The organism is Fulvivirga sp. AWR4_260, assembly GCF_056158185.1.
Genome location: NZ_JBSWSU010000001.1, coordinates 1179726 through 1195310, shown reverse-complemented (window position 1 = coordinate 1195310; position 15585 = coordinate 1179726). Strand labels below are relative to the sequence as shown.

14 protein-coding genes are annotated in these 15585 nt (G+C 35.7%); 2 read left to right on the top strand and 12 right to left on the bottom strand.

Going from position 1 to position 15585, the window contains the following annotated elements; all coding sequences use genetic code 11:
* Positions 1-29: 29 nt before the first annotated feature.
* The 12 genes from ACXACQ_RS05095 to ACXACQ_RS05040 form a co-directional block, all read right to left on the bottom strand.
* The gene (locus ACXACQ_RS05095; protein WP_474974852.1) at positions 30-3764 is read right to left on the bottom strand and encodes a hypothetical protein; all 3735 of its coding nucleotides are present in this window, start codon (positions 3762-3764) and stop codon (positions 30-32) included.
* A gap of 29 nt (positions 3765-3793) precedes the next feature.
* The gene (locus ACXACQ_RS05090) at positions 3794-4225 is read right to left on the bottom strand and encodes a GPW/gp25 family protein (protein ID WP_474974851.1); all 432 of its coding nucleotides are present in this window, start codon (positions 4223-4225) and stop codon (positions 3794-3796) included.
* An 11-nt stretch (positions 4226-4236) separates the two neighbouring features.
* Positions 4237-4530, bottom strand: a complete 294-nt coding sequence (locus ACXACQ_RS05085) for a PAAR domain-containing protein (protein ID WP_474974850.1) — start codon at positions 4528-4530, stop codon at positions 4237-4239.
* Between the two features lie 5 nt (positions 4531-4535).
* Entirely contained in the window at positions 4536-6323 is a 1788-nt protein-coding gene (vgrG, locus tag ACXACQ_RS05080) for a type VI secretion system tip protein VgrG (protein ID WP_474974849.1), read from the bottom strand.
* Between the two features lie 3 nt (positions 6324-6326).
* Positions 6327-7016 (bottom strand): CIS tube protein, encoded by a 690-nt coding sequence (locus tag ACXACQ_RS05075; RefSeq protein WP_474974848.1) that lies wholly within the window; start codon positions 7014-7016, stop codon positions 6327-6329.
* Positions 7017-7018: 2 nt separating this feature from the next.
* The gene (locus ACXACQ_RS05070) at positions 7019-7192 is read right to left on the bottom strand and encodes a DUF5908 family protein (protein WP_474974847.1); all 174 of its coding nucleotides are present in this window, start codon (positions 7190-7192) and stop codon (positions 7019-7021) included.
* A gap of 5 nt (positions 7193-7197) precedes the next feature.
* Complete coding sequence (locus tag ACXACQ_RS05065) at positions 7198-7689, bottom strand: phage tail protein (protein ID WP_474974846.1); 492 nt, start codon at positions 7687-7689, stop codon at positions 7198-7200.
* Positions 7690-7703: 14 nt separating this feature from the next.
* Positions 7704-8135, bottom strand: coding sequence for a phage tail protein (locus tag ACXACQ_RS05060; protein ID WP_474974845.1), 432 nt, complete (start codon positions 8133-8135; stop codon positions 7704-7706).
* Between the two features lie 49 nt (positions 8136-8184).
* The gene (locus ACXACQ_RS05055) at positions 8185-9786 is read right to left on the bottom strand and encodes a phage tail sheath family protein (protein ID WP_474974844.1); all 1602 of its coding nucleotides are present in this window, start codon (positions 9784-9786) and stop codon (positions 8185-8187) included.
* Between the two features lie 26 nt (positions 9787-9812).
* Positions 9813-10874: a hypothetical protein gene (locus ACXACQ_RS05050; RefSeq protein ID WP_474974843.1), complete on the bottom strand. Its 1062-nt coding sequence runs from the start codon at positions 10872-10874 to the stop codon at positions 9813-9815.
* Between the two features lie 5 nt (positions 10875-10879).
* A complete protein-coding gene (locus ACXACQ_RS05045; RefSeq protein WP_474974842.1) occupies positions 10880-11422 on the bottom strand; it encodes a Pvc16 family protein in 543 nt (180 codons plus the stop codon).
* A gap of 125 nt (positions 11423-11547) precedes the next feature.
* Complete coding sequence (locus ACXACQ_RS05040; RefSeq protein ID WP_474974841.1) at positions 11548-13368, bottom strand: glycosyl hydrolase family 18 protein; 1821 nt, start codon at positions 13366-13368, stop codon at positions 11548-11550.
* A 352-nt stretch (positions 13369-13720) separates the two neighbouring features.
* Here ACXACQ_RS05040 and ACXACQ_RS05035 point away from each other — a divergent pair, with 352 nt between their 5' ends.
* Positions 13721-14332, top strand: a complete 612-nt coding sequence (locus ACXACQ_RS05035; protein WP_474974840.1) for a hypothetical protein — start codon at positions 13721-13723, stop codon at positions 14330-14332.
* A gap of 8 nt (positions 14333-14340) precedes the next feature.
* Positions 14341-15447: a transporter substrate-binding domain-containing protein gene (locus ACXACQ_RS05030; RefSeq protein WP_474974839.1), complete on the top strand. Its 1107-nt coding sequence runs from the start codon at positions 14341-14343 to the stop codon at positions 15445-15447.
* Positions 15448-15585 lie beyond the last annotated feature (138 nt).

Below are 15585 nucleotides of genomic sequence, written 5' to 3'. Positions count from 1 at the left end.
GGTAATTTAAGTCTATCTACTAATTTCTATTATTCTCCAATAATGAAGTCATGACCTAGTTCTAAGTAGTCAATACCAGCTTGTCTACTTCTCTGTTCAGAACGCTCTACAAGAACAGAAATCTGATGAACTGGTGCCGGCACTAACACTGACCACGGTTTAGTTGCGCTTAATGAAGATTTTGCTTCTCCATCTCTGGCAGTATCTATCAATTGATAATTTCCTCTAAAGTCACGAGCTACTTGCAACATAGAGAACTTCGTGATAAAGTTCACGTAAGGCAAAGTACGCATAAAACTTAATATATCAGAGCTATGAATTGTACCTCCAAGTTCTACCTTTCTATTTTGAGAAAGTAGTGTACCCGTTAAGTATTTATTAATCTGCTCATTAAGCTTTTGAATATAAAAACCATAATTAAAACCATCTGTAAACTTCACCGCACATATAATTTTTATTCTTTCATAGTGAGGGTTTCTAACTTCTAGTTTTACAAACGGTGATGTAAACTGTTGAATATATGATTTAATCTCGTGTAATAGCTCACTACTAGCCATTGGTTCGTCTGGACTAGCAGAAAATCTTGCATGTGGAGTAACCACTATCAACACATTTCCAGGAGCATCTAAATACTCACTAGTCATATTTGGCAAGCATGTTACTTTATATAGTTCATCGAATTTCTCTAGAATAATTCTCTCAAAATCCCAAGCACTTACAGCTCTGCTTTTGTGGTGTAACCTTTCTCCAATACGAGTATAAAATTGCATCGGCTCTTCTGATGGTCTACCCAAAAAAGAAGGTAGCGGCTGTCTAATATTTTGTATACCTTCAATATTATTAACCGACCTAGATATGGTATAAGAAGGCATCGGCCTCTTCAGGTGCTCCCCACCAATATTGCTATTAGGAGCTAGAGTAGCCGTTATCACCTGCGTACCTACGCTTAATAAATTGGATGCGGTATCTATATTATCTAGTACAGTAGCTCTTAGCCAGAATAATTTAGGATCTAAAATAGTATTACCAGTACTTATCTCAGCTGGTACTTCCAAAGTAATTATTCCTGTTTTTAAGAACCTGTTTGTATCGTCTCTTAATATTTTTGAAGGAGCCAGTACATACCATTCATCGTTTACTAAATAACTCCACTCAATTTCTGGAGGATTCTCTTCAGATGATACAGTGTATTCATCAATCATCTCAAAAAGTACATTTACTAATTGAGGTGGTTTCAAATCCGAAAATCCTAGCAATAAACTACCCTCATAATTATAATCTGGCAATAAGTATGTTCTCTGCTTATTGCTATTTGGATAAACCATGTTTTGTCCAAAAGGATGAATATAGAAGAACTGCCCTCTATTATCACTATCAGATTTCTTAGAATGCTCTACTAATGAGAGTGTAGAAGAAGCACTATAATCTAAAGAAATAGTTTGTATCTGTGGAGCATATGGAGCCTGAGGTAAAAGTTTTTTACTTTTTTCCTTATTCTTTAATAAACCTCCACGTGCATTATCAATAGTAACTTCTGAAAGAATAGAAGGATAAATATCATGCGCAAAAGCATATCTAGGATCCACCAAATCAAGCTTTATAAAACCTCTACTGGTATGATTAGTATACTCTAAATCTTCTGTAATGGCATCGTACTTAGGAGATTGTTTAATGTTCTTGATATCAATACCAGACATGATAGTCTTAGACAACAAAGTACCTTGCGGGCTAGGCTTCTTCTCTGGTCCGTTATCAATAGTCCTAAACAATTTAAATGATTGCCTCTCATCGTCATCCACAGGTTTCCACCTTCCACCATCTAGCACTGAGAGTTTTGTCTCAAAAGAAGCGTTATCTATATCCAGATTATATTCTGCATAATGACCTGCAAAACCACTTTTGTGTGGTGGTAAGTCAAACCATTCTATGTTAATCTTTAAATCATCTAAAGACTTATTGAATACTTCATTACTACCAACTATAAAATAGGATCCCGCCTTAGGCATAGGCCCAAAGGGTAGAAATGGAGTATTAGGGTTTAACTGACCAATATTATTATGTAACTCTAAGCTCTTAAAACCACTAACCTTAGTATTAAAAGTTACTTGCTCAATTTCCATATTCGCTAATAAAGAATATGGATAAACATAAGAGTTACTATTAAGCATAAACTTAATTAATGGAAGCTCAGATTGAAAACTTCCCTCATGAATTGAAGAATCAAAACCAACAATCGAAGGCTCCGTTGTGGTCAAATCAAAGTTTATTTTGAGTCTAAAATGATCATCATCTTTAATAACCACATGCTGATTAACCTTGTGCCATCCTTTACTAGATGTAACATATAGGTTAAATGATTCTAAAAATATCTTTATAAAGACTTCATTAACGCTATTCTCATTAAGAATACTTAAGTCTTTTAAATAATTACCAAAACCCTTGTATGATCTCTCATCGAATTGGAATACGACTTCAACCTCTCTAAAACCTTCTTTTAAGAATAAACTAGGCGAGGCAATGGCAAAACCCATATCAGCATTTTGCATGGTTTTCTCGTCAGTACCCTTGCCATGCTGATCCTCTCCAAAGATAGCATAAGAAGTTCTTCCCTCTCCATTATCAAGAGTGCTCATGCCTGATTTAATGGGAAGCTCTGCCTTTAGTACATTTCCTACTAGTTTTTGCTCTTTCCCTTTTATATTCAGCAGTCTATTATCAACAAAGACTGTCTTTACTTGCTGTATTTTAGCCTTATTTACTAATAATTCCTCATCAGCCAAATAAAGCATATCATTACCTCGCTCATCTCTTTCTCCAATAAAAGCCGTTCCGGTTTTCACCTGTGCAAAACGAGCTCCATCATCTAAATTGAACTGCAAGTAAACCCTATCAAAAATAGGAGGCTTAGGCAGCTGTCTTAATACTTGAGAATAATAAAACTCAACATGCCTTCTTGTCAATTGATTTATATTGCCCTGAACATTTTCAAACAATTTCAAAAATGCAATAAACAATGCTATTTCGGGGTAATGGATGTCACTTTCCAATGACTGTTTTAAATAGTCTGGAGTTTTGGACTTGAGGTATAACAACGTTTCGTAAAAACCTTGAAAAATCTGCTGCAACTGATTTACAGCTGAATCTAACTGTTCTGCCTCAGACGAGCCTTCCAACTCGGTAATTTCATCTTCCTCTTCTAACTCCCACAAGTCACTAAACAAAGCAAAGTCATGATCTACCTTATGTTGTAATGCCTCAAAACGATTAACAGCTACAGTTAAAGACTTTAACTGCTTTAAAGAGTCGCTAAGCTTAGAAGAAATTGCATTACTAATTTCATTTCTTATACTGATCTGAGCCATTGTAAATTGCTCAACAGATCTTAATCTATCATACCATTCCTCAAATTTGTGAGCAATGGAATATATCTCTTCAAAACACTTCTTTAAATATTTAGCTTTTCGCTCTGGTCTTTTATATAACTGCGTTTTATAGATAAAATTCTTAAACCGCTCTTCCATCGCAACCGGTTCAGAATCTATAATAGAAGCTAAAATTACTGTTTCATCAGAAAAGAAAAATGACCAATCTCCCTCTACTTGCTTTTGGGTGTTAAAAAAATTAACAAATTTTGACAAGCCCGAAGTAAAAACTAACAAATCTTCAAAAGAACGCTCGTCAATTTTAACATACTCAGGATCAAGAGCTTCAAATTGTCTACTAAATTGGCTAGTGCCTATATTTTTAAAAAGTTTGGTCTCCATATTGGTTCAGATTGTCCAATTGTTAGATATCAATCGGTTTTAGGCTTAAAGTTCACATCAGTACCTTCTATTATATAGTAAGGATAAACCATGTTGCTCCTCTTATTGGTTTTTCTAATGGTATAGATAAGTTCTATCATGAGCAACCCATCAATTTCTCTAGATGTATCTACCACTATATCATCCAAAATTATTCTAGGTTCATAGTACAAAACTGCATATTCAATTTTGCTAGATATTTGACTAATTAATGTAGTACTAATGGGTTCAAACTGTGCAAAACCTAAATCACAACCAAAATCAGGTAACATGACTCTTTCTCCCGGTTTTGTAGTTAATATTATTAATAAACTTTCTCTAATATCTTCTTCTTCAGAAACTAAAACTACACTACCTGTTTTTTTATCAAAAGTGGGAGGAAACTTCCATCCTATCCCTAAAAATGACTTTCTCTGTTTCATTTAGCTTGTTTTTAACCTCCTATCATTACGGTAGGGCACCCAGGCCCAGTCACTGTACCACCATGCGCTGTAGAATCTCCAACTCTTACTGCGGGCTTTCCCCCTATCATAACAGTTGCAGACCCCTTCACTATAGAGTCTGGTGGACCTGTGCATACTGCCATGTCACCAACTACAGATGCGGGCATTCCGCCAATCATAACATTTGGTACAGATGGACCAACAATAGGCCCTCCAACATGAGGCACTGTACCTGTCACCATCGGACAAACATGCATATCTGTTATTCTTGCTGCTGGTGGCATAATTATTAATTTATTTGAACCATTGCTCCCTTAATCGTTGTAGTGGCAGAACCTTTAAGCTCTGCTTGTGTACCTTCTGCTGCAAACTTCGTATTTCCCTTCAAACTCACATTCATTCCTTCTGCAGTAAAGTCTTTTGTAGCTTTCATTTGTATATTACTCGCTGCCTCTAAAATTATATTTCCATTTGCTTTCAAAGAAATATCTTTTTCTGCTTCCATAGAAATACCACTACTAGACATTACTACTTTATTTTTATTAGCAACATCTTCAACGGTAATGGTTTTATTTTTATCGTCTAATATCACACTATTCTCGCCAGGCGTATGAATAGTTAATATTTTATCTGTATCGTTAAATTGGATTTCTAGTTCACCCTTCGTGAAAATAGACTTGATGCCATTTTCAGCTTCAGGCATATATTTAGGTTTAATAGCCTTACTATAAACTGAACCTAGAATTATAGGATATTGAGGATCTTCATTTAAAAATCCTACTATTACTTCATCATTAATTTCAGGGTAAAAGAATACACCTGCTTCATTAGTTGAGTAAAAATTAGATAACCTGGCCCATACAGGCATGTTATCCTTTTTTAGGGTGGGAATGGCTACTTGAACTCTATAGTTTCCATCTGGATCTTCATCAATTTTTTTTACCAAGCCTATGTGTAAGCCCTTAATTGGTGGAACCATTCCAGAAGCTCCTGGAGCTTCCACAGAAAAAGCTTCCTCTGAATATGCATTTTCAGGTATACCTACCTGTATCTCCGTTTCCCAGCCTCCTTCTTCCAGCACATGCATTACGCCTCCAATAAATGCATTTCCATTGAAATGCTTGCTCAATCCTTGGATTTCAATCTGTTTGCCTGGTTTTACTTTTGAATTACCTCTTATAACTAAAGTACCTGTGATTCTGGATAATTCAGCTCGGGTCATTTTTGAAGAAGACCATGTTTTTAACATAGACTCATCCATATTAGCTGAGCTCTGCTGCACATACTCTTCCAAGCCTATTACTTCAGCCAGCTTTTTGCCTGACAAATCTCCTTGAGAAACTGATACTTCGACTTCACCACTTGCATCTAATACTTGTTGCGAGTCCATATCCCAAGAATGAGAAACTACATTTTTATATTGTTTTCGGGCATCTATGTCTCCATTAAAACTAATAAGCCCTGTACCGTAACCAACAGTAAGCACAGCCTCTTCTATTACAGGCTTTTTGATAGATAGTTTACTATCTTCAGTAGTTACGTATAAGCCATTTAATTCGGACCGAAGTAAAATAAAATCCCAGTCATTTGAATAATGCTGAATAATTTCTTTGTGATTTACAGAAGTATCATCAATGTCTATATCAAGGCCATATTGATTAACAACTTCTCTAATTATATCACTATCCGTTTTTTCATAAAAAACAGAATTTTTTCTACCAACAGTGAGTTTAATAGCTTCATCCTTGCACTCTACTATAACATTAGGCCTACCGTCTTTATCTACGGACAAACTCTGTTTAATAATAAGGCCTTCAAATATCGCTTCCTCGTTAAACTCATACCCAGCTTTAATAGTAACCTTATTACCTGGGTCGAAAAGTCCTCCATCACTAATTTCAAACTTCTCTTCTTCAGAACTTCCTCCTTCCAAAAATTCAATAGTTGCGTATGCAACTTTATTTAAGGAGCGATTAACGCGTATAGACATACATCCATAGTGATTGGGGATTTCACTACCATCAACGAGTATAGAATGCGAAGGTAAAGTTTCTTTATTAAGAGGAGTTTCTGCCATATATTACTTCTTTATAGGAGGAAAGATTAATTCCGTTCCTGCCGCAATGTTCCTAAAATCTACTAAATTATTTACTCTAGCTACTTGTAAATAGTGGCTACCTGGTCCATAAATTTTTTCACACAATCTAGGCAAATTGTCTCCTTCCTGAAATACGATAATATGACTCATATCAGGAGATGAAGTAGACTTCTTTTTTGCCTGAGTTTTGGTGTCCTCTCCACTAGAAAAACTAACTTTAGCTTTAGCTCTTAAAGAATAGCCTTCAGGAGCAAACATTGTGTGCGTAATGTCTAGCGAGGTTAACCGACCTTTAAAATGTAATTTACCCCAGCTAATTGAAACAATAGGGGGTTGGTGGGAATCTCCAATGTAATAATATGTATGAAGCTTAAATTCTTCAATCATACTTTCAACCACCTTCTTAACACCGTTGGCACCGGTACCATCAAATAGTAACTCGAAACTGAGCGTTTCAGGTTGCACATTTTTGAAACTAGTCTCTGAATTTATTGAATCTGGTGGTTGCTCAGAATTATAATTAATAGCATGAGAGTGCGCAATAGTACTAGGATTAAACATAACCTTCATTACAGGTCCCATAGCACCACTTAATTTATAATCTCGATATCCCCTAATCTCCATTTTCTTTAATGTAGATTTAGAGCCAGAACGACCAATTATCTGCGCCATTATTATCTTTCCCTCTGTACTTTAAATTGTTTCATCACTTTATTTACACACTTATCTACCAGTCGCCTTTCCAAAGAGGCCAACTCTGTATCGTTTAATGCATTATTAACTGCCGATTTATTTCGATCATCGTTGACTGTCATTCTGATAACCAACTCCTTAATTTCTATTGGCATAGCAACTAGTTATCCTCTTCAAAATACTGGTATGATAATTCAATTGACTCCACAAGAAGTTCACTTTTTTCAGCGGCCAATCCTGAAATTTCTCTCTTTACAGGATATGCATTCACAAATGTCCACGTTTTTAAGACGTCTTTATAATCTTTGAAACCGTTAGAATCTTTACTTTTTGTTCTTCTTGCTTGAGTAAGTTTAACAATTATGTTCCTTGTCTCAACAAAATCAGCATAACCAATTTCATATATAGATTTAATCCAATCAAAAAAAGCTGAAGACGTATTTACTACACCTCTTTTTAGAACTAAATTAGGGTATTTTAAAGGTTGGGGTAACCGGTGCGTAAACCGGTTCTCCCCACCTTCATAATAGTCTTCTGTTGGAATTTCATAAGATATTCCTGATATCTCTTGAAAATTAGCATCATATTTAGAAGTTTCTCCTTCGAAACTCACTTGAAAGCTATAACCAGGAATAGGATACATCAAATCCATATATCTTTAGACTTTTATTGTTGAACGATACCTTCGTGAGCTAATTCGATAGATTCGATAGCTACTTCGTTAGCATCAGATTTCAAATCAGGACCTGATATTTTCACAGGGAAAGCGTTTAGCACTTGCCAAGTAACAACAGGGCTATTTTCTTCATCTAATAAAGAAATAGTTACTGTTTCTCTTCTATCAGGATTAGCTTGAACATCAATAAACCAATCATAGAAAGCATGATCTCCAGCAAACACACCTTTTTTAAGTGTAATGTTGCCATGTTTTTTCAAGCCAGGAATTTTTTGAGTTACTAGCGATGGATCATCACCTGATCTGTACTCAATAAATTGGGTTTCCATTTCTAATCCAGTTACTTCCTGGAAACCAACATCTATACCATCCCATTCTACTGTAAAATGAAACTTAGGTACTGGCCATAATTCTTCTGCCATAATCTATTTTATTATGTGTTATTCTAAATTAATTAAACCGGTATGAATTTTATGATTCCTGCATTTTTTGCTGGAATGTAATAACGATAAATTCGGCAGGTCTTGCTACAGCAACTTTAACCGTAATTCTCATTATTCCGTCAAGTACGTCATTAGGAGTCATTGTAGATCCTATTCCCACTTGTACATCAAATGCCTCAGCAGGAGTTAAACCTACTAAACCACCTTGTCTCCAGATATCATTAAGGAAAGATGAAATCATACTTCTTACTAATACCCAAGTACCAGAGCTATTTGGCTCATAAACATAAGCTTTAGCAGCAGATTTAATTGATTGCTCAACGAAAGTAATAGTTCTTCTAACGTTGATATATCTCCAATCTTGGCTATTACCGTCTAATGTTCTCGCACCCCATACTTTAGTACCTTCACCTACGAATGAACGGATAGCATTTACTGATTTACCTGTTACGGTAACGTTCAAGTCTTCCTGATCATCGTGAGTTAATTTTACTACTGGTGAAATTACACTGTTAACGCTTACGTTAGCAGGAGCTTTCCACACACCTCTTTCGCCATCTACCATAGAGTAGATACCTGCCATAGCAGCAGAAGGAGGAAGGATGTTAAGGTGAGTACGGATACCAGACATTACTTTTTTGAATGCAGGGCTCACAACACCTAAAGTTTGAGATAAACCATCTACATCTACATCAGACGCAGTTAATTTTTTAACTTCAGTTTTAATTTCTTCAGCTTTCTTAGGAGTTACTGCTAACTCGTCAGCTTCTTTAGAAATCACATCTTGTAATACCTCTAAGTTAGAGATGTTTTTGAAGTCGATTTCTTCGTTCTCAACTACGCTAGTATAAACCCAAGGGTAATAAGCAGCACCGTAAGCTAAGAAGTTAGAACCAACACCTTCACGGAACTTAGTGATAACATCATTAGCATCATAAGTTCTAGTTTTAGTTCCGTTGTAAACATCAAGAATTGCAAATCGACTCTTCATTTTGAATCCACAGTGCGTAAGCATTTCTTGTTGTAAAGAATAACAATCACCTTCAGATAACATTACTGATTCAGGGATAACAAGCATTGTAGGCTCATCTTCACCAATTAAAGACTGAATACCATCAGCTAAAGCTTTCTTAGAAATAGTATTAGCTTTGTTAGTAGTAGTAGTTACTGGCGTAGGTTTAGAGTCATTTCCTTTGTTTCCACCTTTAGAATCAGAAGATGAAGGAGTAGATGTTGTAGTTGTAGATGTAGTGTAAGTACCTACAGATACGATGTAACAACTTCCACCTCCGTTAGCAAAGAATAATCTTATGCTATCATACAAAAGAAAACGAGATGATGAATCAGGAACAACTTTGTATCCTTTTCCTGCTACTTCTACATCAAAGTCTTCTGAACCAGAAGCTGATTTAATGTTAAAGGTTGCTTTTGTACCTCTACCGAAAATGTTGTGGTATTCAGTTAATGAACTGATACGTACAGGCATGTTGATCAAAGATTGACCATCTCTACGTGCTTTCTCTGTATACCCAACAAATGCCGGTACTGCCGTAGGTATGCCCGCTACTGAATTTGGGAAGGCGTTCTTCTCTTCAATATAAACGCCTGGGGTAGCTAAGGTTTGTGCCATAGTCGATTGTTTAAAATTGATTTACTTTATACATAGATTAATATCTCAGAATAGATTTTAGCATTGGCTTCTCTGCTTTCCGGCCTAATCGATTCGATAGGTGGAACGGGCAACCTTCTTACCAATACTTTATTGGATGATCCTCCTCCGTTTTTCTTTCTCAACTGAAAATGATAATCGGAAAATTCCATCATGGGTAAAGCCACTTTTGAACTAAAAGCGAAAGCTTTTTGGCCGTTGACTAACTTTTCTTCTACCGGCCCAGCAAAAGAAATTTCTTTATTCTCGCTAAATACTGTTGTGTCTTTTAAGTCTTTAATGTACTTGGCCACTACCATGTACTTCCAGAAAGTGTAGCGAGGTTTGAATTTTAATTTAAATTTATAAGTAGGTAATGACTCACCTGCATCTAAGCATTTAAAAATTTCTTTCTTAAATGCCTGGTCTAAGTCTATATCTATTAATGCTAAAGGTGGCTGTTTCAAGCCTTCAGAAATGGTTATGAACTTTTCCTTTTCTTTATTATTTAGATATACGCGATACCTACCATCAGCTATAGAGCTAAATTTAGTGCTATCTGAAACTTCTTGCGCAATGTCTTTTTCGTATACTCGACCATTATCACCTTCTAATTTCAATGTGCCCTTCTTCACATCACCAATGTAGTAATCAAAATAATTGGGCTTTACAGCATATACATCTTCAGCACTTACAAACTCGGCCTCATGCAGCAGATGGTAATCGCCATCTTTTTTCTTATGCTCATTTTTCAGATAAATAATGCTGTCTCTAAACTCTGTAGGTAATTCAGTAAAATTTCTGAAGTATATATTATTAGTTACCAGCCAAAATGAAAAAGAGAAGTTAGCATTCTCAAGCTTATACTTAAGTATTTCATTTTTTTCAACATCGTATAAGATGTGTAAGCCTTCATCGTCTTGTCTGAAGATAAAGCCCATTTTGTTTAGCTCCAGTACCGTAGCACGCGTTGGCAAGAATTTAAGGTCTCTACCAGCACGCCCCGAGTAGTACTCATGGTCTACAGTGACGGACATAAACTTTTTAAACTGAAAACTAAGATCAATCATTTCTACTATAAGTTCGAGCCAAAGCCAGAAAACGGCACATCATTATTTGTAAGAAGTCCTTCCTGGAAAGTAACCATTCTTACTTTATATAGTATAGAGGGCAGATACTTTGCACCAATGGCACCCCAAAGGTGACTTTGGTTTTGCAAATCCTGATTTACTATCTCAAAAGTTAGCTTATCAATGCTATTATCTAGTTCAGGCGTATTCCTATGGTTTAATACCTTGTTTGCCTGAAAAAAGCTGATAATAGCTGACAAATATCTTAAGCCCTCGGCATAATTACCATCGTTAAATGAAGCTGAAAAAAGTAAATACAGATTCATATTAACTGGCTTATTAGAAAAAGCGGTGCTATTCTTATGTCCTACAGTTTCTTGCTGCAGGTTAACTAAGCTTAAAATAATTTTATCTGGTTCGGTTACGGCTGCTGACCCATCTGGGTTAACAATGTTAGAAATAATTACCTTCTCTTCAGATTGACCGAACCTGGCCGAGATGTAATCATTTGCTAATTCCGATATAATGGATACTGCCGAATAAATCATAATTCTTAGTTAAAAAAATAGAATAACACTTACAGTATTTTTTGTTTTTACTTATTGCGTTCCAAGTATAGCGAACATTCTTAAAGAATGCTAATAATTTTTAATAAAAAAGTTATAATATCACCTTAAGGCAAGTCCTTTTCTGTTAAAAATTGCTTACTTATCCATAAAAATATTATTGCTCCAATAATAAATCCGCCCAAAAGATATATAATCTCCTTAGGACCAGTGTATTGCATCGCCAAAAGAATCAAAGCCACTAAAACTATTATTAGAAGAATAAGGCCACCCTTTAGCACTATATTAAACATTCTTTTAAATCGGCACCCGTATCTGTACAATACAAAAAAGCCTATTACACTTACACCAAACACAGCACCGAATATTGAGAATAAAGGCCTAGGATTTCTCAAGAGATAATTAGGGTTGCGCATTACTCGCATCACTAGCCCCACCCATCTTCTCCACGAAAATCGACTTCTAACAGCGCTGGTTTTAGCTTCTTGTAATTGTTCAGGAGATAATGCAAATTTAGCCCCAAGCAATTTCCATAGGTCAGAATAACCATTATCATAACCTAATGCCCAGATACCTATCCCTCCTAGTTTCTTCTCTTTAACCCAGTCATATTTTTTACCCAAGGTCAAACTATCTTCATACCACAATTGCCTGTAATTATTTTGATTATCGCGGTACACATAAAATTTACTACTACTGATATCATCTTCACAACAAGGCAAATCCCCATGCTCTTTTCTAATATTCCTATACATAGGGTAGCGTATAAAACGCTTAACCTTTGAGGGAAATTTAAGGTCTACCGTTTCCCACTCTGCACCATAATAAGGGAGACCCAATAAAAATTTCTTTGAAGGTGCACCACTTACAAGGTATTCATCTACTGCATTTTGCAAGTTATAGTCCCACCAAGTTTGTCCACTATTTAACGGAGACACCGGGCCAGCCACTTTACTGTTAGCTCCGTAAAACTCATAGCCCATCATAATATATAAGTCAACATGCTTATTCAACTGAGCAAAGTCAAATACATGATCAAAATCTATAGGAGGCACAGCCAATGTAATCCAATAATCTTTTCTGGCAGATCTTAAACTACTCGATAAATCGATAATAAAATTTGTAAACTCTTCAGACCTGCTACTAGGTATACTTTCAAAATCAATATTCACACCATCAGCACCTCGTTCTCTTAATAAAGTGATTAGTGTTGAAATGAAAGTTCGCTGCGCGGCTGGGCTTGAAAGAAAAACAGAGTTGTTTACTGCACCAAAGTTAGTAGCACTTAATAATACTTTAGTACCATGCTGATGTGCAGAATCTACTAACGCAGTAGTTTTCCAATCATGGATGGTCTTATAATCACCTGTAGTAGGTTCTATTTCGTAAGAAAAATAAGCTACTGCAGAAAGCAATGAAAAGTTATAGCTTTTGTACGCGCTCCCCATCCAGTAAGGGTGCCAACCAAAAACTTTTGTAGTACTATCTAAAACATGTTCTTTTTTATATGCATTATTACTAGTAAGCAGGTAGTATTTATCCCAATCTTCTTCTGTTCTATAATTTTTATTAGGCTTTCTTCTTTTTACTGACTGCACTCTGTTTTTAAAGTATACAGTATCAATAAAGCCTTGCTCTCCTCCTCCTTCAGCTTCGCCATAATTATCAGCGGCATTCACTTCCATTAGTGAATCCAATAAAGCTTGCGTGTCTTTAGGGTTTTCTGGAGAAGGGGGAATACTATCTGCATTAATAGCATTATCTTCTATAGTAGGTTTTGGCTTTTTTTTCTGATCGTCTTTCTTCTTATTCTTTTCGATCAAGTCATTGATCCTACCTTTAATGATATCCTCAGGAACGTTCTTCTCCTGACTCCACGCAGTAGAGAAGAAACATAGGATAAAGACAAAAGGAAGAAGTACTCGCATATAAATAGTATATTTTAATATTTTCCTAAGAATAAATTTTTCCAATGCTTTTACTCACATCTGAATATCAGCACCCTCTAAATTGAAGGGGCTCAATTTATATGAAGATTCTGTGATGTAAAAGTTTCTGTAACACGAATATTGAAAAAAAGTTTTAATAATTTTAATCTGCGCTAAAATAAAACCACTTATTTTAAGAAGAAAATTATTTCTATCTTTTTTTATCGGATATAAAATTATAAAACATCTTATATTTGCTGTACAAAGTTAAATTATTAAGCAATATATTCACAAAATAAGGAATTAAAAAATTTATCCATAAGTTAGCGACCGGATTTAAAAATTGTCTTTTATGAATTTAAAGTTATTATTCTTCCTAGCCTTAAGTTATATAGCTACTCAACAGCTAGTATACGCTCAAGAAGCAGATAGTTCTGCATTAAGAAATGAAATTAAAGAAAGGTTTCAAGCCCTTGATGTTAGTTACTTTGGTACTACACAAAATTGTGTGGCCTATGATGTTTATGCATTTAAATATTTCAACTCGTGGATTTTGACTGTAATAGAAGACGAAACGGTAGGCACATTTATAACCCGCCCTCCAAGAACCAAAGAAAAAATTCATAACGGCAGCATGTATTATGTACAAGGAACATCTTTCTTGACACAGTTCCCTACCTACTATAAAAAGAAGAGAAGAAGAAAAACAGTAAACGACCTTGATCTTTACGGATACTATAAACTAAAGCATAAAGGGAAAAAAGCTATGCGAGGCCTTTTACTGATAGAGCTTCCTGACTTGAAAGAACACAAAGAGCCTACCTTCTTCTTATTTAAGTTCTTTGATGGCTTATTCGGAAAAGCAGCAGAAAAAGTAGAAGATAATAGAATTAAAACTAACTTGGAGGATAAAATTAAGTCTGCTGAAGAAACAGCAAACGAACAAATTGACCAAGTAAAATAATATAGACTATGAGAGACAGCCGCCTAAAACGGTACAGTCTTACCTTTTTAATAATTGTAACGATTGGCTTAGGCCAAGTCAAACCAGAGACACCTACCGACAGCACTACTCAAATGCAGGTGCTGACAGTAGGTGTTAAAGAAGCCGCTCCTTTTGCTATGAAAAATGCTGATGGCCAGTGGACTGGAATCAGCATTTACCTTTGGAAAGAACTAGCAAAATCTCTTCATTATCAGTACCAATTTAAAGAATATGACCTCAACGGACTGTTAAATAATGTAAAGGGTAAAAATTTAGATGCCGGAATAGCAGCCATCACCATTAGCAAAGAACGCGAACAGGCATTTGACTTTTCGCTCCCCTATTTCACTACAGGCCTCACCATAGCAACTCAAAAACAAGAAAGCAGCTACCTAGATGTAATGCAACGCTTCTTTTCTCTGCAGTTTTTTCAAATTGTGGGTGCATTAGTAATTCTACTATTTTTAATAGGCACACTATTATGGCTAGTAGAGCGTAAGAAAAACCAAGAACAGTTTGGAGGCAAGCCATGGCAAGGGATAGGTGCCGGTTTCTGGTGGTCTGCTGTAACTATGACCACCGTAGGCTATGGCGATAAAGCTCCTGTTACATTTCTCGGCAGAATTATAGGGTTTGTGTGGATGTTTGCAGCTATTATCATAATTTCTGGTTTTACTGCAGCCATCACCTCAGCACTAACCGTAGACCAACTGGCTACCAAAATTAAAGGGCCAGAAGACTTAGACAATGTGAGTGTAGCCACTGTAAAGGGATCCAGCAGCGCCAATTACCTTACCAGTAAAGAAATAAATTTTATCGGCTTTGAGCATATTGAAGACGCCATAAAGGCTCTTGAAAAAGATAAAGTAGATGCGGTGGTTTATGATGCACCTATTTTACAATACCTTATTAGACAAGGAGAAAGTAAAAATATAGAATTGCTACCAGGTGTATTCAGACCTTTCTATTACGGAATAGCACTACCTGAATTGAGCCAAAGAAAAGAAGAAATTAATGTAAGCCTTTTAGACATCACCAGTAAACCTGAGTGGAAAAAAGTGCTCTTTGACTATCTTGGGTCATCTGACCATTAATTGCTATACGATTATACCATTTCTGTAAAACAATTTTAAATAAGACAAAATACTAATGATGAACTTAGGTAATCGCATCAAGGTTACCTGAGGTATTCATTAAAGTATACTAAAGAGGCATGGTGTTTGAGAAGCAGA